Genomic DNA, 17,221 nt, shown 5'->3' with positions numbered 1-17,221 from the left:
GCGAGGTCCGGACCGCTGCGCGGGGGCACCCCCGGAGACGATCCGTCGTGCGCTGTCGTCCCCGGACGGGCCGGCGATCCACCACCTGACCCGGTGTCGCCGGCCCACCCTCACCTTCCCGACAGAGTCACCGCAAGGAGCCACCATGCGCCTGGTCACCTACACCCCGAACGACACGAGCGAGGCGCCCGCCCGCCTCGGCGCCCAGCTCGACGACCGCGTGGTCGACCTCGCCGCCGTGGCCCGGGCCGCCGGCACCGACCTGCCCGGCGACCTGCTCTCGCTCATCCGGGCGGGGCAGCCTGCCCTTGACGCGGCCAAGGCCCTGCTCGAGAGCGGGATCCCGGCCGATGCCGTCCACGAGCTCGCCGACGTCACCCTTGAAGCCCCGCTGCGCCCCGGCAAGATCATCGGCGTGGGGCTGAACTACGTCGAGCACGTCGCCGAGTCCCACCGGACCCTGGACACCGACCGGGAGATCCCCGACCGGCCGGTGCTGTTCTCGAAGCCGGCCACCGCCGTCACCGGGCCCGGCCGGCCGATCCTGCACAACGCCGACCTGACCAAGCAGCTCGACTGGGAGTGCGAACTCGCCGTCGTCATCGGCCGCACCGCGTTCCGCGTGTCCGAGGACGACGCGATGGAGCACGTCTTCGGCTACAGCATCATCAACGACATCAGCGCTCGCGACCAGCGCCGCTCCGGGCAGTGGTTCTTCTCCAAGGGCCAGGACTCCTACGCGCCTTTCGGCCCGGCCGTCGTCACCGCCGACGAGATCCCCGACCCGCTGAACCTCAACCTCTCGCTGCGCGTCAACGGCGACACCAAGCAGGACTCCAACACCCGCCACATGCTCTTCAAGATCCAGCGGCTGATCGCCGACATCTCCTCCGGCGTCACCCTGGAGCCCGGCGACGTCATCGCCACCGGCTCCCCGTCCGGCGTCGGTGCCGGCCACGTGCCGCCGCAGTTCCTCCAGCCCGGCGACCTGGTCGAGGCCACCATCGAGCGGATCGGCACCCTCGCCAACCCGGTCGTCGACGCCCGCTGAACCCCGTGGGGCCGGATTCCTGCCCTGGCCCGGCCCCACGGCCCACCCCACCCGCACCACGAACACAAGGGAGCGCCCCGTGTCGGCACGCACCTACCGGATCGGCCAGATCGTCCCCAGCTCGAACGTGACCATGGAGACCGAGGTCCCCGCCATCCTGCGCGCCCGGGAGACGATCGCCCCCGAGCGCTTCACCTTCCACTCCAGCCGCATGCGGATGACCCACGTCACTCCCGAGCAACTGCGGTCCATGGACGCGGACTCCGACCGCTGCGCCGTCGAACTCTCCGACGCCGCCGTCGACGTCCTCGGCTACGCCTGCCTGGTCGCGATCATGAGCATGGGCCACGGCTACCACCGCGTCTCGCAGGAGCGCCTGCGCACCCGCACCGCCGAGAACGGCACCCCCGCCCCGGTGGTCACCAGCGCCGGCGCCCTCGTCAACGGCCTGCACACCCTCGGCGCGAAGAAGATCGCGCTGGTCGCCCCCTACATGCGCCCACTGACCCGTACGGTCGTCGACTACCTGACCAACGAGGGCATCGAGGTCCTCGACTACGCGGCCCTGGAAATCCCCGGCAACCTCGACGTCGCCGCCCACGACCCGGCCAAGCTGCCCGCCATCGCCAAGCGTCTCGACCACGCCGACGCCGACGTCGTCGTGCTGTCCGCCTGCGTCCAGATGCCCTCGCTGGCCGCCATCGAGGAGGCCGAGCAGCTGCTGGGCAAGCCCGTGGTGTCCGCCGCCGTCTGCACCGTCCACCAGATGCTCCGCTCCCTCGGCCTCCCCGCGCTCGCCCCGGGCGCCGGTCACCTCCTGTCCGGCGCCTACGCCGACGCCCCGCTACGGACCGACACCGCCCCTGCCGCCGGATGACCTGGGCGACGGCCGGCGCGGCCCCCCGCCCGGCTGCTGCCGGACGCCCGGCTGATGCTCGTTTCTCGACTGCGTACCGATGCTCACCGACTGGCGACGCCTGCCCTACCTCGACCCCGGGCTGCCGGTGGAACGCCTGCCGGACGACTGGAACGCCGTCGAAGCCCGCCAGATCTTCGTCGCACTCCACACCCTGCCGGCCGAACCCAGCCTGTGCCAGGTCATCAAGGTCGCCGGCTTGGAGTCGCAGAACACGTAGGCGTCACGAGGACTGCCGGGCCACGACCTCGAACCACACCCGCGGCAGGTCCGGCGCCGTGCCGTCGTGCACCAAGCGGTCCACCGCCTCGGCCAGCAGATCGGCGCTCGGCAGGTGGAACCGGATCGAGGTCAGGCGGGGGCGCACCACCTGCCCGAGCACCAGATCGTCCGCACCGACGACGGCGATGTCCTGCGGCACGGCGACACCGTGGTCACCGAAGGCCGCGCTCAGCAGCGCCGCGTACTCGTCGTTGTAGCCGAACACACCGTCAAGCTCCAGTTCCCGGCACAGCAGCGCCAGCGCCGAAGCAGCATCGTCGGTGTACCGCATCGGCAGCGGCGTGATCGTCACACCGTGCTCGTCGGCGGCCCGCTGGGCCCCCACCAGACGCGGCTGGGCGAACGCCGACAGGCCGCGCTCCGCCGGCATCACCACGCCGATCCGCGACCTGCCCCGCTCCACCAGGTGCCCGACCGCCGCGGCGCCGATCTCCGACTGGTCCCCGACGAACGTGAACACCCCCTCCACCGGCGCCGCCGCACCCGCCACGACGGCCCGTACCCCCGCCCGCTCCAGTACCTTCGCCGCCTCGGCGGTCATCCGGCTGTCGTTGACCGTGATCACCGCAGCCGGCCGCAGCTGCGCCCAGACCTGCGCGGCCGCGACCGGATCGGACGTGCGGTCGCCGTGCAGGACCACCGTGTATCCACGCCGGCCGAGCGCGGTCTCGACCTCGTCGACCCATTCGCTGAACAGCCGTCCGATCGCCGACACGGACACCGGCACGACCACCAGGTCGCTGCGCCCGGCTCGCAGCGAGCGCGCCGCGGCGTGCGGCACGTACCCCAGCTCCTTCGCCACGGCCAGCACCCTGGTCCGCGTCGCCTCGCTGACCCGGGCGCCCGGCGTGTCGTTCAGGACGAACGACACCGTCGCCCGCGACACTCCGGCGGCGCGCGCGACATCGGCGCTGGTGACCTGGGGCGGGGTGCTCGGCTCAGTCGACATAACGATTGCATCATTCCAGGTCGACCGAGACTGGTGCTGCACCTGGGGGAGTGGTACCAATGGTTACACGTGTTATCGCGGTTTCGCAAAGAGCGCCCCACCCGGTGCCGTGCACGGCCGGCGTGAAGACCACCCCGCCGCTTCCCGCCCGCAGCCGTCTCCTGATCTCCTCCTCCGCCGCCCCCCACGCGCGGCCTGCTGAACCGGAGCCACCATGACCACCACGACGACGGCCGCGGACCGCAGATCCGCCCCGGCCACCGAGCCCCCGGCCAGGACGGGCGGACTGCTCCCGCTGCTGGCCCTCGCCAACACCGCGATGTTCGCCCTCTACCTCGGCGTCGGCTCGGTCCTGATGCCCGTACAGATCGCCCAGATCGACCCCGCAAACAAGGTCGCCACCCTGGGGATGATCGGCGGCGTCAGTGCCGTCTTCGCGACGTTCTTCAACCCGGTCGCGGGCGCCCTGTCGGACCGCACCGGCCGCCGCGGCCCCTGGATCCTCGGCGGTGGCCTGGCGGCCCTGGCCACGATGTACCTGCTCGGGAACGTCCACACCGTCCTGCTCGCGACCATCGGCTGGTGCCTCGGGCAGGCCGCGATGAACATCTACCAGTCCGCGGTCACCGCCGTCGTGCCCGACCGGATCCCGCGCGCCAAGCGCGGCACCGCCTCCGCCGTCGTCGGCCTCGGACTGCCCGTCGGCGGCACCCTCGGCGTCCTCATCGCCTCGCAGACCGTCACCAGCCTGCGCACCGGCTACCTCGTCCTGGGTGCGGTCGTGGCGGTGGCTGCCGTCCTGCTCACCGCCTTCGGCCGTGAACCGCGCCGCACCCCGACCCCGGCCGCACCGCTGGGCCGGCAGCTCAAGGCGTTCCTGTCGGCCCTGGGCAGCCACGACTTCCGCTGGGCGTTCATCGGCCGGGCGCTGATGGTCCTCGGCTACTTCTGCGTCCTCAGCTACCAGCTGTACATCCTGACGGACCACATCACGCTGCCCGCCGGCCTGGAGCCGACGGCGGCGATCGCCGTCCTCACGCCCGTGTCGATGGCCGCGATGGCGGTCTCGACCGTCATCGGCGGTGTGCTGTCGGACCGTTGGAACCGCCGCAAGCTCTTCGTGGGCCTGTCCGCCGCGCTGGCCGGCCTGGTGATGGTGGTGCCGGTCATCAGCCCGACCTGGACCGGGATGCTCGTCTTCAGTGCGCTCAACGGGCTGGCGTTCGGCTGCTTCATGGCCGTGGACACCGCGGTCGTGACCCTCGTCCTGCCGCGCGCCGAGGACGCCGCCCGCGACATGGGCGTCCTGAACATCGCCAGCGCGGGCCCGCAGATCGTCGCCCCGTTCATCGCCGCCGCCGTCATCGGCCACCTGGGCGGCTACACCGGGCTGTTCCTGGTCGGCGGCGCACTCTCGCTGCTCGGGGCGCTGGCGATCGTGCCCATCCGCTCCGTCCGCTGACACCCACCATCGCTTCCCGACATCCCGTCACGAGTGAGGACCAGACATGCCCCAGCCACACGCCGACCTGCTGATCCGGGCGCACGCCGTACACACCCTCGTACCCGGTGAGCCGACCCACCGAGCCGTCGCCGTCACGGGCGAGCACATCAGCGCGCTCTCCTCCGAGCCGAACGGGCTGGACCACCTGATCAGCGAGCACACCGCCGTCATCGACGCCCCCGACGCGACCGTGATGCCGGCCTTCGACGACACCCACACCCACCTCATCTTCGCCGCCTACAGCGTCCACGACGTGCCGGTCCACCAGGCCCGGACCATCCCCGAGTTCCTCGATCTCATCCGCCGGCGCGCTGCCGTCACCCCGTCCGGCGAGTGGATCCGTACCACCACCAACTGGCAGGAACTCAACCTCGCCGAACGGCGGATGCCCACCCTCGCCGAACTCGACCAGGCCACCACCGACCACCCCGTGCTGGTCAAGCGCGGCGGCCACAACGACGTCCTCAACTCGCACGCGCTGCGCCTGGCCGGCATCACCGCAGACACCCCCGAGCCGCCCGGCGGCCACATCCTCCGCGACGAGAACGGCCGGCCGACCGGCCGCCTGGTCGACACCGCCATTGCCCTCGTCGAGAAGCTCCTGCCGCGCCCGGACCTCGCGACCCGCATCGACGGGCTGCGCGCGGCCTCCCACGACTACGCCGCCACCGGCATCGGCACGGTGCGCGACTGCATGGTCCCCGTCGAGGACCTCGACGTGCTGCGCGCCGCCCAGGAGGCCGGGGCGCTCGGCGTACGCGTCCGGGCCCTGGTGTCGGGCTTCGGTGTGCGCTCCGCGGCCGACGCCGACGACCTGCTGGACCGCATGGAGCCGTGGCGCGACGCCGGCGATCCCTGGCTGCAGCTGTGGGGCGTGAAGTTCGGGATCGACGGCGGCATCGAAGCCGGTGCGCTGGAGGAGCCGTACGCCGACCGGGACTGCTACCACGGCCTGCTGCTGTGGGAGCCCGACGCGCTGGTCGACGCGATCGACCGGGTGGTCCGGCGCGGCTGGCGGGTCGGTGTGCACGCCTGGGGTGACCGCGGACTGCGCATCCTGCTGGACGTGTACGAGCAGGTCCTCGACCGCTACCCCGGCCTGAAGCCCGGCACCCTGGTCATCGAACACGGCGGCCTGGCCACCCCCGAGCAGCGGGCCCGCGCGATCCGCCTCGGCATCCCGGTCACGGTCCAGCACCCCCTGCTGCACGACGCGGCCGCCCCGCAGATCCAGGCCTGGGGCCAGGAGCGGGCCCGGGACATCTTCCCCCTGCGGGAATGGATCGACGAGGGCGCGCTCGTCACCGCCGGATCCGACTTCCCGGTCGGCCCGTACGGCGCCATGACCTCCGTCTGGGGCATGACGACCCGTCAGACCGCAGTCGGCGTCCAGGGAGCCGAACACGCCATCGGCCGCGAGGAGGCCGTCGCCCTGCACACCGCCAACGCGGTACGGCTGCTCGGCGAGGACGGCCGGCGCGGGACCCTCGCCGTCGGTGCCCTCGCGGACCTGACGGTGTGGCCCGAGGACCCCTTCACCTGCCCTGTCGACGGCCTGGCGGCCATGCGTCCGACCGTCACCCTCGTCGGCGGACGCGCTGTGCACGACCCCGCGGGCCTGGCAAGCCTCTAGGACAGAACTCGGCTCGTCACTCGGTGAGTTGCGCCACCAGCGCCGGCAGGTCGGCAACGGAGTCGAGGACGTGGTCGGGGGTTTCGTCGGCGTCGCGGACCGCACGCTCCTGGTACTTCCCGGTCTTCACGAGGACGCCGGTGATTCCGCAGCGCTGGGCCGCGAGTACGTCGGACTCGATGTCGTCACCCACCATCAGCGTCCGGCCCGCCTCGGCACCCAGCTGTGCCAGAGCCCCGGCGAAGAACGCCTCGGCGGGTTTGCCGACCACCTCGGCGCGCTGCCCCGAGGCCTGCTCCAGGCCGACCAGGAAGGCCCCGCCGTCGAGCTGCAGGCCTCGGTCGGTGCGCCAGTACAGGTTGCGGTGCATCGCGACGAGGCGGGCGCCCCGCTGGAGGTGGCCGAACGCGCGGTTGAGGGCCGCGTAGCCGAACTCGGGGCCCGCACCGCCGACCAGGACCACGTCCACGTCCTCCACCGTCGTGGCATCCCCGTCCTCGACCAGCGTCACCCCTGCCAGATCCTCCCGGACGTCACCGCTGTTGAGCAGCAGACAGCGGGCGCCGGGATGATGCTCCGTCAGATGGGCTGCGGTGACGGCGGGTGCGGTGAGGATGTCGTCGAGCGAGACAGGGAATCCCGCGTCGGCGAGGGTCGTCGCGATCGAAGCCCTGGTGCGCGAGGTGGTGTTGGTGAGGAGCACGAACGGCAGGCCCACCTCACGCAGTCGCCCCAGCGCCTCCACGGCTCCGGGTAGCGGCTTCCAGGACACCGTGAGCACTCCGTCGATGTCGATCAAGGCCGCGCTGACCGGTGTCCTGGTGCGACGTTGCATGGGCCGACCATAGCGCCGGCCCGGCCGTGCGGCGACACGCTGCCGAACCGCCATGCCGTCCGTCCGCGCCACTTCCGCCCTGACGGTGGTACGTCGGCGGGTACGTCGGCGGTCGAACGTGACGAGCGACCTGGCGGCGGGCGCCGCGAGCCGGCGATGCGTCAGATCACGGCGGCCCGACTATCGGTAGGATCACCTGCCCATGGACGCGAGCGTGGAAAACAAGATGATCGCAATCCCGCCGGGGGAGGTAACGCTGTCGGACCGGCGGACGCAGCGCAGCTGGTCGGTCGAACTTGCGCCCTACCAGCTCGCGGCGTTCCCGATCACCCAGGCACTGTACGCGCAGGTCACCGGCCGGCGGCCGAGCACCGCCCATGGCGACCGGCTTCCTGTCGAGGGCGTTTCCTGGTGGGACGCCGTCCGGTTCTGCAACGCCCTGTCCCGCCGCGACGGGTTCGCGCCCGCCTACCACCTCCCTGCCAACGGCGAAGACATCGACTGGGACGCATCCGCCGACGGGTACCGGCTGCCGACCGAGGCCGAGTGGGAGCACGCCTGCCGTGCCGACACGACCGGACCGCACTATGGGCCGCTCGACGAGATCGCCTGGTACCGCGGCAACTCGCACGAGCGAATCCACGACGTGGGCGGTAAGCAGCCCAACGCGTGGGGACTTCACGACATGCTCGGCAACGTCTGGGACTGGTGCTGGGACGTCTACGACGCCGAGGTCTACGGCACCTACCGGGTGCTGCGCGGCGGTGGCTGGTTCGACGAGCACTGGAGCTGCCGGGCCTCCGCACGGCGCCGTAGCCACCCGACCTTCCGGGTCGACGATGTGGGATTCCGTATCGCGCGTTCCGTCGCGACCTGACCAGCCAGGGGAGTTGGGAGGTGGGGGTCTGTTCGCTCAGTTGTCGGGTATGCCTGTGCCGCTGAGCACGGCCCCAAAATGCTGATGCCCTGGTGGGTGGTGGGCTCCCCGGTTGTCTCGGTAGGCCGCGGCACCGATTGAGGTCCTATACGCCGCTTGCCACGGCCACACCGAGCCCCAGCAGAACGACCCCCGTGACGATGCTCAGCCCTCGACGGACGGCCGGCTCGGACACCAGCGCGCGGCCTCGGCCAACGGCCCAGGTGAACAGCAGGTACCAGCAGACGTTGACCAGCGCCCAGACCGCCCCCAGGCCGATGCTCGACAGGAGGACGGGGCCGGCGGTCGTGACGAACTGGGGCAGCACCGAGATCGCGAACACCCCCGCTTTGGGGTTGCCCAGCGTGGTGCCCAGCCCAGCGAAGTAGGCCCCGCACAAGTCCGTGCGGCGCTCATCCGCACTGGTCGCAAGCGCGTCAGAAGCCTTGCGAGCCACCCTGAGCGTGTTGATCCCGAGGGCGGCCAGCACGATCCCGCCGGCGATCCGGACGACCACGTACGCGCGGGGATTGGCCAGGAGGACGGCCGACAGACCGGCCGCGGCCGCGGTGGACCAGATCAGCAATCCGGTGGCGTTGCCGGCGATCGTGGCCCGGGCGGCGCGAGGCCCGCCCTCCAGGGTCTGCCGGATCATGAGTGCCTGGCCCGCTCCGGGGAGCATCGCCAGCAGCCAGGTGGTGATCAGGAAAACGGGCAGGTGGATGGGCACGGCGACGGCCTTCCGCGGGTGGTGGTTTGCTCACCCAGGCTGGCGCGGACCGGAGATTCAGAGAAGTGAGGGATAAGCGATACAGCGTTAAGATTATTGAATGACCGACCCCGGGCAGCTCCGCCTGCTCGCACTGATCGAGCGCCACGGCTCCCTCACGGCGGCCGCACACGCCCTCGGGCTCACGCCGGCGGCGGTGACGCAGCAGGTGGCCCGGGCGGAGCGGGACTGGAAGGCACCGCTGGTCCTCCGCGGGCCGCGCGGAGCGACACTCACCGCCGCCGGTACCCTCCTGGCCGGCCATGGACGAGTCATCGACCAGCAATCGGACGAAGCCGCCACTCGACTGGCCGCTCTCCTGGGGCACCTCTCGCTGCGCCTGAGGGTCGGAGCGTTCCAGGCAGCCGCCCTCCACCTGCTCCCGCCCGCCCTGACCGCGCTGCGGCACCGGTACCCGGACGCGGACGTGTCGGTCGAGGACGTCCTGTCCGAGCGCGGGATCGAGCAGATCACCGAGGACAGGCTCGACCTCGCGGTCATCGCGTCCTGGGGCGCACCACCCGCTCCGCCGCTGCACGTTGCCGTACACCCACTCCTGCTGGACCCCATGGTCGTCGTCCTCCCCGACGACCATCCGCTGGCGGCGGAATGGACCCGCGACGCCCCACTGCGCCTGGAGGAACTCCGCGACGAGTCGTGGGTCACCATCCTGGCCGGTCACGCCGCCCGGGAGCAGTTCGACCGGGCCGCGGACGCCGCCGGCTTCACTCCGAAGATCCGGTTCCAGACCGCCTCCTACGACGTGGCCCAGGCCCTGGTCGGCACCGGCATCGGCGTCGCCCTGGTCTCACGGCTCGCACTGACCGGGGTCCCCGGTACCACCCACCGCGAACTCGCCCATCCCCGACTCCACCGCCGACTCCACGCGGTGACCCCCGCCGACCCCTCCCTCACCCCCTTGGTGGACGTCTTCCTGACGCTCCTGATCGACGTCGCCGAGGACATCACCGCCACCTGGACCGTTCCGCGGTGAACCCGGGCCGCCCCGGGGAGGCTCAGCGGCTCTGTCCTGGTAAGTACTGATGGCTGCGGACGACTTCGAAGGAGCAGCGATGATCCAGGTTGCGGTATGCGGGCCCGCGCAGTGCACTGCGGCCGAGGAAGCGGCCGCCCGGGAGGTCGGTGCACTGTTGGCGCGCTCGGGCGCGGTTGTGCTCTGCGGGGGTTACGGCGGTGTCATGGCCGCCGCCGCGGAGGGTGCGGCCGGGGTGGGCGGCCTCGTCATCGGCATCCTCTCCGGGGCCGACCGGTCCGGGGCCTCGCCCCACCTGACCGCTGCCGTCGCAACCGGCATGGGCCAGGCCCGTAACAGCGTCCTGGTCGGTTCCGCGGATGCGGTCATCGCTGTTGGCGGATCGTGGGGGACGCTGTCCGAAGTGGCGATGGCCATGCGACGAGGCGTCAACCCGGTCGTCGGTCTCGGTGGCTGGCAGATCTCCGACGCGCGGGGCGAAGCCGTTCCGGGCCTTGTCGTGGCCGACAGCCCGGCGGCGGCCGTACGACTCGCCCTGGCCGGCCAGGGCTGACACGGCGGCGGGTAGGGCGATGCGGTCGCCCTCGGGGAGTTCAGTGGCGGACTTCTACTGCATTTCGATCAGTCTCCGGGCGGCGGTCAAGGCACCGTCGGTGCGCACTTCACCGGCGACGGTTCGGGCCCTGTCCGCCACCTCGGTGTCGAGGGCATGGTTGAGGGCAGGGAGCAGCGAGTCGGCGGTGGGTTCGCTGGTCGGGTGTGCGCTGCCGATGCCGAGCCGGTCGACACGGCGGGCGAAGTAGAACTGGTCGAACATCTGCGGGATGATCACCTGAGGTGTGCCGGATGCCGCGGCGACGGTGGTGGTGCCGGCGCCGCCGTGGTGCACCACCGCGGCGACCCGCTGGAACAGCGCCTGCTGGTTCACCTCGCCGATCGACAGGCAATCGGGCTCGTCGTCCACGAGGGACAGGTCGGCCCAGCCGCCTGACAGAATCACGCGCCGTCCGAGCGCGCGGGCCGTATCGATCACCGTCCTGGCGGCCCCTTCCGGCGCGCGAACACTGCCGAATCCGCAATAGACGGGTGGTTCGCCGGCATCCAGGAACGTCTCCACCTCGCGAGACAGCGGCCGCCTGTCCGGCAGCACCCAGGCTCCGGTCTGAACCACGTCCAGCTCGGACGGCTTCGGCCAGGGTGCCAGCGTGGGGTCTGCGGCCAGCCACGGGCCGCCGGTGAAGATGTGGCTGCGCACGTCCTCGACCGGTGGCAGCCCGAGGGCGACGCGGCGACCGTCAAGAGCCGCGCCCCACAGGGTGTTCCAACGTTCGGCGTCCTCGGCCCAGAGCGTACGGTTGTCGACCGCCCCGTCCGTTTGCTTGTCTCCGAGCATGCCGAAGACAGGCGGCGCATGATGCGCGGACGGCAGCGTGATCGGGGCGAATGCGGCATAGACGTAGCCGATGCCACGCTGCTCCGCCACCGAGTGAGCGGCGACAGCCAGCGCTCCGCCTCCCACGATGACGTCGCAGCCCTCGGCGGCCGCGCCGACCGCCTCGAACTGCGCGGCGACCGTGCCCTCGATCATCTGGCGCCGCTGTTCGGGTGTGGGGATCGTTCCGGCGCTCCGCTTTGCGGTGCCGCGCAGCTCGGGTCCGACAGACGCGTATGCGACCCCCAGGGATTGGGCCCGTTCCTGGAAGTCAGGGGGCGCACACACCACGGCCTCCTGCCCCAGTTCCTTCAGATGCACGGCCAGCGCCAGCACTGGCTGAACCTCTCCTCGCGACCCGATCGTGGACAACAGAAAACGCATCTCTCGCTCCCGTCCTGCGCCAGGCGTTCGGCACCTGGGAGCCGATTTTCGCCCGATATGGGGGCCTTGCGGCAAGACCCCCTGCTTGCTATAGATTTCAAGTGGGAGAGTTGTCCCCAGGTACCTGCCCGCGCCCCACCGTCTCCCGCACGATGACCGGTTGATCCATGGTCACCCCGGCGTCCCCGAGCTCGGCCGTCGTGGCCGGTCGTCATGGGCCGACGCGTTCATGATCCGCTGCCGCCCGCTCCGCCGAGATCGTCATGGCTCACGTGCTCGCCCGGTGTCGCCAGCTCCTCGACCGCGTCCGCGCCGACGACCGCGCCGGTGGACCTCTTGCCGCGCCGCAGTCTGCCTTCCAACCAGCTCGCGAAGGACGTGAGCGCGAAGTTCAGCACGACGAAGATCACCGCGACGACGGTGAAGCAGGCGATGGTGTTCGCACCGTAGTTCGCGCTCATCGGGCGGACCGACGCCAGCAGCTCGGAGAAGCCGAGCAGCGCGCCGCCGAGCGCGGTGTCCTTCACGATGACCACCAGCTGGCTGACGATCGCCGGCAGCATCGCGGTGACCGACTGCGGCAGCAGCACGTACCGCATGACCTGGTTCTTGCGCATGCCGATCGCCTTGGCCGCGTCGGCCTGGCCCTGGGGGAGGGACAGGATCCCGGCTCGTACGATCTCCGCGAGCACGGAGGCGTTGTAGAGGACGAGACCGGTGACCACGGCGTACAGCGGCCGGCTGTCGGGGCTGACGTCGGTGTACTCGTAGTACGCCGCGTTCGCGAAGAGCATCAGGATCAGCACCGGGATGGCGCGGAAGAACTCCACGACGGTGCCGGCCGCACCCCGCACCCATCGGTGCTCGGAGAGCCGGGCGATACCGAACAGCGCTCCGAGCGGCAGCGCGATGACCATGGCCAGCGAGGCGGCGATGAGCGTGTTCTTGAGCCCTGGCAGGAGGTAGGTCTGCCAGGCGCCGGCGTCCGTGAAGAAGGGCCTCCACTTGATCCATTCGAGCTGGTTCTTGTCCGCGAGGCTCTGGACCACCCACCAGATCAGGGCGGCGAGACCGACCAGGAACAGCACCGTGAACAGCACGTTCTGCCGTTTGGCACGCGGCCCCGGGGCGTCGTACAGGACGGACGGCGGGCTCATCGCTTCACCGACACCTTCTTGCTCACCCAGCCGAGGAACAGCCCGGTCGGGAGGGTGAGGCAGATGAATCCGAACGCGAAGATGGCGGAGATGAGGATGAGCTGAGCCTCGTTCTCGATCATTTCCCGCATCAGCGCCGCGGCCTCGGCCACACCGATCGCGGCGGCCACGGTGGTGTTCTTGGTCAGGGCGATCAGCACGTTCGCCAGCGGACCCACCACGGAACGGAAGGCCTGCGGAAGGACGATGAGCATGAGCACCTGGGGGAATCTCAGGCCGATGGCACGCGCCGCCTCCGTCTGACCGACGGGCACCGTGTTGATGCCGGACCGCAGCGCCTCGCAGACGAACGCCGAGGTGTAGGCGATCAGACCGAGCACGGCGAGCCGGAAGTTGATCGTCTTGAAGGTGTCTGCGCCGAGAGTGACGCCGAGCGTCTGGAAGAGGCCGAGCGAGGTGAAGACGATGATCACGGTGAGGGGGATGTTCCGGACCACGTTGACGTAGGTGGTGCCGAAGCCACGCATCAGGGGCACCGGGCTGACGCGCATGGCAGCCAGCAGGGTTCCCCAGATCAGGGCGCCGATGGCGGAGTAGATGGTGAGCTGCACCGTCACCCAGAAGGCCCCCAGCAGGTTGTAACCCTCGAGAAAGTCGAACACGGTCTCCCGGCCTTTCGCGTGAGTGAAGCCTTCCGCGTGAGGGAAGGGCGAGGCGCGCCGCCTCGAGGGCGGCGCGCCGTGGGTCACCCGCTTCAGCTGACGATGACGCCGATCTTCGGTGCGGGCTCGTTCTGATAGTTGGCCGGGCCGAAGTTCTTCTTGACGGCCGCGTCCCAGGAGCCGTCGCTGACCATCTTCTCCAGGGCGGCGTTGATCTTCGCCTTGAGTTCGCTGCCCTCCGGGACGCCGATGCCGTAGTTCTCGTTGCTCATCTTGAAGCCGCCGAGCTTGAACTTGCCCTTGAACTGTTCCTGTGCGGCGTAACCGGCGAGGATCGAGTCATCGGTGGTCAGGGCGTCGATGACCTTGTTCTCCAGGCCGGTCAGGCACTCCGAGTAGCCGCCGTACTCCTGCAGCTGAGCGTTCGGCGCGAGCTTCGTCTTGACGTTCTGCGCCGAGGTGGAGCCGGTGACCGAGCAGAGCTTCTTGCTGTTCAGGTCTGCGGGCTTGGTGATGGAGTTGTCGTCCGCGCGGATCAGGACGTCCTGGTGGGCCAGGAGGTAGGGGCCGGCGAAGTCGACCTTCTGCTCGCGCGCGGGGGTGATCGAGTACGAGGCGGCGATGAAGTCGACGTCGCCGCGCTGGAGCAGCGTCTCGCGGTCGGCGCTCTTGGATTCCTTCCACACGATGTCGCCGGGATTATGGCCGAGCTGCTTGGCGACGTACGTGGCCACGTCGACGTCGAAGCCCGTGTACTTGCCGTCCGGGGTCTTCAGGCCGATGCCGGGCTGGTCGAACTTGATACCGACGGTGATCTTCTTGCCGGCGCTGCTGCTGGCGCCGCTGCTCGTGCCACCGCCGTCGGACCCGCAGCCGGCGGCGGTCAGAGCCAGCACGAGCGTGGTGGCGGCGGCGACAGTGACCTTACGAAGCTTCATGTGATCTTCCCTGGTGCTCAAGGGTCCCCGTCAGTGGTGAAGGATCTTCGAAAGGAAGTCCTTGGCCCGCTCGCTGCTCGGGTTGCTGAAGAACTGATCGGGCGTTGTCTCCTCCACGATCCGGCCATCCGCCATGAACACCACGCGGTTGGCGGCCGAACGGGCGAATCCCATCTCGTGGGTGACGACGACCATGGTCATTCCGTCCCGGGCGAGCTGCTGCATGACCTCCAGCACCTCGTTGATCATCTCGGGGTCGAGCGCGGAGGTCGGCTCGTCGAAGAGCATGATCTTCGGGTCCATGGCCAGCGCGCGGGCGATCGCGACGCGCTGCTGTTGGCCACCGGAGAGCTGCGCGGGGTACTTGTCCGCCTGGGAGGCGACACCCACCCGGTCCAGCAGCCGGCGCGCCCGCTCCTCGGCGGCCTTCTTGTCCTTCCGGCGGACCTTGACCTGGCCGAGCGTCACGTTCTGCAGCACGGTCTTGTGCGCGAAGAGGTTGAAGGACTGGAAGACCATGCCCACATCGGCCCGCAGCGCGGCCAGCTCACGGCCTTCGGCGGGCAGGGGCTTCCCGTCGATGGAGATCTCGCCGGAGTCGATGGTCTCCAGGCGGTTGATGGCGCGGCACAGTGTCGACTTCCCGCCCCCGGACAACCCGATAACGACCACAACCTCGCCACGGGCGATGGTCAGGTCGATGTCCTGGAGGACATGGAGCTCGCCGAAGTGCTTGTTGACGTTGCTGAGCACGACCAGATCGCCCGTGGCCGGGGTGGGAATGTCCTTGGTCACGGTTACTCCGCTCATCGGCTTCATGGTCCTTCCTCCGCAAGGAAGCCGCACGCCGAAAGCGGGATGTGACCATCCGGCCGCGTACCGGGTTAAGACGGGATGTTTCGTGCACCGCGACGACTCACGTGCGGCGTTATGCTCCGCACGTGAGCCAGCCCGAGAAACGAGCTGAGGGAGCCGGACCGTTCGTCACCCGGCTCACCTGGCGCGGCGCCGGGGGCCGCGTGACGGTCTGGGAGTCCCGCCTCGCACGGAAGCGCGGGGTGGTCTCCGTCCGGGCCGCGGGGGAGGCGGAAGCCAGGCTGCAGCTTGCGGACGACGTCGCGCGTGCCCGGCTGGGCCGCCTCAACGTCATCGCCGCCATCGCGTTCATGATCGGCGGGGCCCTCTTCGCTCTGGGTGCTGGGGTTGCTCAGTTCGGTTCCGGTGACGCGACCGAGAGCGCCGCGATCTACTTCGCGGGGGGCCTGTTCTTCAACACCGGTGGCTACGCATCGCTGCTGCAGGCGATCAACGCCCCTCGTCACGAGAGCGAAACCGGTTCGCCGGACGCAGCCGGCTGGAGGTGGTGGAGCTACGAGCCGCTGCGGATCGGCTGGCTCAGCGCTTTCGTGCTGTTCGTGGGAACTCTGGTGTTCGCGATCAACCTGCTGGACTCGTTCCTGCAGGGGCTCTCGGTGCAGCAGGTGAACCGCCTGATCTGGGCGCCTGACGTGATCGGGTGCGTGCTGTTCCTGATCTCCGGGCATCTCGGATTCGTCGAGATCTGCCATGGCCGACCCTGCGTCCGCGCCCGAGATCTCGGCTGGTGGATCGTCGCGGTCAACCAGCTCGGCTCCGTGCTGTTCATGGTCTCGGCATTGGCCGCCTTCACCCGCCCGGCCACGGGCAGCCTGGTCAACGTCGACATCGCCAACTGGGGGACCCTTACCGGAGCACTGTGCTTCTCGGTCGGCGGCGCACTCCAGATCTTCGAGCGCCCCTGACCAACCGTCGGGGCCGCTGCTGATGCTGGTTCAGGGGTGGTGCAGGCGCCCATTGGTCCGTAACGACATTGGTAATCCATGAATCGCCCGATGCGATCCTGCGACGATCACAGATCGCCAGCTGGTGGCGCATCAGTTTGCTCCCCGGGGAGGTCGTCCGTACACGTCTCTCACGTTAGCCGGACGGCTGGGAGGGCATACTCCGAATCACAGCCAGCGGGTCCGGAATTCGCTGAGGGGACTTCTGCATGACCAGTGAAGACAGCGGCAGCGCCACAGGTGTCTCGTCCACCGAGAGGCGGCAGCGCCCCACGATTGGCCCTCAAGTCGGCCAGGACACACGTACCGTGCAGCGCCTTCGCCTCGGCGTCGGCATCATCGGCATCCTCCTGCCGGTGGCGCTGCCGCTCGGCAACTGGATCTTCGTCCAGCTCGGACACCGCACAGAGATCCTGCCGGCCTCCATGAGTGGCGCCTACTACACGAGCACGCGCAACATCTTCGTCGGCAGCCTGTGTGCGCTCGGGGTGTTTCTGATCGGCTATCGCTACAACAGGCGCGATGACTTCTGGAGCACGCTGGCCGGAGTTTTCGCGATCGGAGTCGCGCTCTTTCCGACCGCACCGAGGGGGGCAACGGAATTCCAGTCGACAATCGGAGCACTTCATCTGATCTTCGCCGGTGTACTGCTCTCCGCGCTGGCGATGTTCTGCCTATGGTCGTTCAGAGATCCGGCGATCAGCGCCAAACGAACGGTCAATCGCTCTTACCTGATCACCGGGGTACTCATCCTCCTCTTCCTGGCGCTCTCCGTCGTGGCGGGCGTGACCCGCTGGGGCGAGGACTGGACGATCACGCCCTTGTACATCTGCGAGTCGCTGTCGGTATGGGCCTTCGGTGCCGCCTGGATCGGTGCGGCGGTGGAGATCGGAGCCCTCCAGCGGACCAGGACGGTGCTCCCGCGGCGCGCGAGCTCCGCGCAACCTGCAGCGGGCTGAGAGCCCGGGCCTCTGCTCGC

Annotated in this window: 17 protein-coding genes and 1 pseudogene; 10 read left to right on the top strand and 8 right to left on the bottom strand. The window is 69.9% G+C overall.

The features are described 5' to 3' along the window. Positions 1 to 145: 145 nt before the first annotated feature. From FB465_RS03675 to FB465_RS03665, 3 genes and pseudogenes are all read left to right on the top strand, one after another. Positions 146 to 1,051: a fumarylacetoacetate hydrolase family protein gene (locus FB465_RS03675; protein WP_145787552.1), complete on the top strand. Its 906-nt coding sequence runs from the start codon at positions 146 to 148 to the stop codon at positions 1,049 to 1,051. A gap of 133 nt (positions 1,052 to 1,184) precedes the next feature. Next, entirely contained in the window at positions 1,185 to 1,928 is a 744-nt protein-coding gene (locus FB465_RS03670) for a maleate cis-trans isomerase family protein (RefSeq protein WP_145797109.1), read from the top strand. Between the two features lie 70 nt (positions 1,929 to 1,998). Next, a pseudogene (locus FB465_RS03665) lies at positions 1,999 to 2,187 on the top strand (PaaX family transcriptional regulator C-terminal domain-containing protein); the annotation flags it as partial. Positions 2,188 to 2,190: 3 nt separating this feature from the next. On the opposite strand, the gene FB465_RS03660 reads toward FB465_RS03665, so the two are convergent. Then, positions 2,191 to 3,198 (bottom strand): LacI family DNA-binding transcriptional regulator, encoded by a 1,008-nt coding sequence (locus FB465_RS03660; protein ID WP_145787549.1) that lies wholly within the window; start codon positions 3,196 to 3,198, stop codon positions 2,191 to 2,193. 214 nt (positions 3,199 to 3,412) lie between these two features. Between FB465_RS03660 and FB465_RS03655 the strand changes: the two genes are divergently transcribed. Further along, on the top strand, positions 3,413 to 4,660 hold the full coding sequence (locus FB465_RS03655) for an MFS transporter (RefSeq protein ID WP_145787547.1): 1,248 nt from the start codon (positions 3,413 to 3,415) through the stop codon (positions 4,658 to 4,660). 46 nt (positions 4,661 to 4,706) lie between these two features. Further along, positions 4,707 to 6,335: an amidohydrolase gene (locus FB465_RS03650; protein WP_145787546.1), complete on the top strand. Its 1,629-nt coding sequence runs from the start codon at positions 4,707 to 4,709 to the stop codon at positions 6,333 to 6,335. A 16-nt stretch (positions 6,336 to 6,351) separates the two neighbouring features. Here FB465_RS03650 and FB465_RS03645 read toward each other — a convergent pair whose 3' ends face one another. Continuing rightward, on the bottom strand, positions 6,352 to 7,170 hold the full coding sequence (locus tag FB465_RS03645) for an HAD-IIA family hydrolase (RefSeq protein ID WP_145787544.1): 819 nt from the start codon (positions 7,168 to 7,170) through the stop codon (positions 6,352 to 6,354). 202 nt (positions 7,171 to 7,372) lie between these two features. Between FB465_RS03645 and FB465_RS03640 the strand changes: the two genes are divergently transcribed. Next, positions 7,373 to 8,047 carry a formylglycine-generating enzyme family protein gene (locus FB465_RS03640; protein ID WP_145787542.1) on the top strand — a complete coding sequence of 225 codons (675 nt, stop codon included), beginning with the start codon at positions 7,373 to 7,375 and terminating at the stop codon, positions 8,045 to 8,047. A 145-nt stretch (positions 8,048 to 8,192) separates the two neighbouring features. Here the strand turns inward: FB465_RS03640 and FB465_RS03635 are convergent, their stop codons facing one another. Beyond that, on the bottom strand, positions 8,193 to 8,816 hold the full coding sequence (locus FB465_RS03635; RefSeq protein WP_145787540.1) for a LysE family translocator: 624 nt from the start codon (positions 8,814 to 8,816) through the stop codon (positions 8,193 to 8,195). A gap of 100 nt (positions 8,817 to 8,916) precedes the next feature. Here FB465_RS03635 and FB465_RS03630 point away from each other — a divergent pair, with 100 nt between their 5' ends. Both FB465_RS03630 and FB465_RS03625 read left to right on the top strand, forming a co-directional pair. After that, on the top strand, positions 8,917 to 9,849 hold the full coding sequence (locus FB465_RS03630; protein WP_145787539.1) for a LysR family transcriptional regulator: 933 nt from the start codon (positions 8,917 to 8,919) through the stop codon (positions 9,847 to 9,849). A gap of 79 nt (positions 9,850 to 9,928) precedes the next feature. Further along, positions 9,929 to 10,402, top strand: coding sequence for a TIGR00725 family protein (locus FB465_RS03625; RefSeq protein ID WP_145787537.1), 474 nt, complete (start codon positions 9,929 to 9,931; stop codon positions 10,400 to 10,402). A gap of 54 nt (positions 10,403 to 10,456) precedes the next feature. Here FB465_RS03625 and FB465_RS03620 read toward each other — a convergent pair whose 3' ends face one another. From FB465_RS03620 to FB465_RS03600, 5 genes are all read right to left on the bottom strand, one after another. Further along, positions 10,457 to 11,665: a glycosyltransferase gene (locus tag FB465_RS03620; RefSeq protein ID WP_145787535.1), complete on the bottom strand. Its 1,209-nt coding sequence runs from the start codon at positions 11,663 to 11,665 to the stop codon at positions 10,457 to 10,459. 227 nt (positions 11,666 to 11,892) lie between these two features. Next, positions 11,893 to 12,822, bottom strand: coding sequence for an amino acid ABC transporter permease (locus FB465_RS03615; RefSeq protein WP_145787533.1), 930 nt, complete (start codon positions 12,820 to 12,822; stop codon positions 11,893 to 11,895). After that, the gene (locus FB465_RS03610) at positions 12,819 to 13,484 is read right to left on the bottom strand and encodes an amino acid ABC transporter permease (RefSeq protein WP_145787532.1); all 666 of its coding nucleotides are present in this window, start codon (positions 13,482 to 13,484) and stop codon (positions 12,819 to 12,821) included. The genes FB465_RS03615 and FB465_RS03610 overlap by 4 nt, the downstream gene beginning before the upstream one ends. Positions 13,485 to 13,576: 92 nt before the next feature. Continuing rightward, positions 13,577 to 14,422 (bottom strand): glutamate ABC transporter substrate-binding protein, encoded by an 846-nt coding sequence (locus FB465_RS03605; RefSeq protein WP_145787530.1) that lies wholly within the window; start codon positions 14,420 to 14,422, stop codon positions 13,577 to 13,579. 30 nt (positions 14,423 to 14,452) lie between these two features. Then, positions 14,453 to 15,232, bottom strand: a complete 780-nt coding sequence (locus tag FB465_RS03600; protein ID WP_145787528.1) for an amino acid ABC transporter ATP-binding protein — start codon at positions 15,230 to 15,232, stop codon at positions 14,453 to 14,455. Positions 15,233 to 15,363: 131 nt separating this feature from the next. Between FB465_RS03600 and FB465_RS03595 the strand changes: the two genes are divergently transcribed. Then, positions 15,364 to 16,203 carry a hypothetical protein gene (locus tag FB465_RS03595; protein WP_145787526.1) on the top strand — a complete coding sequence of 280 codons (840 nt, stop codon included), beginning with the start codon at positions 15,364 to 15,366 and terminating at the stop codon, positions 16,201 to 16,203. Between the two features lie 248 nt (positions 16,204 to 16,451). Next, positions 16,452 to 17,201, top strand: coding sequence for a hypothetical protein (locus tag FB465_RS03590; protein WP_145787524.1), 750 nt, complete (start codon positions 16,452 to 16,454; stop codon positions 17,199 to 17,201). The last annotated feature ends 20 nt before the right edge of the window (positions 17,202 to 17,221 follow it).

This window comes from Kitasatospora atroaurantiaca (assembly GCF_007828955.1).
Lineage (GTDB): Bacteria > Actinomycetota > Actinomycetes > Streptomycetales > Streptomycetaceae > Kitasatospora > Kitasatospora atroaurantiaca.
Note: the sequence above shows the minus strand (reverse complement) of the source record. Positions and strands in the feature narration are given on the sequence as shown.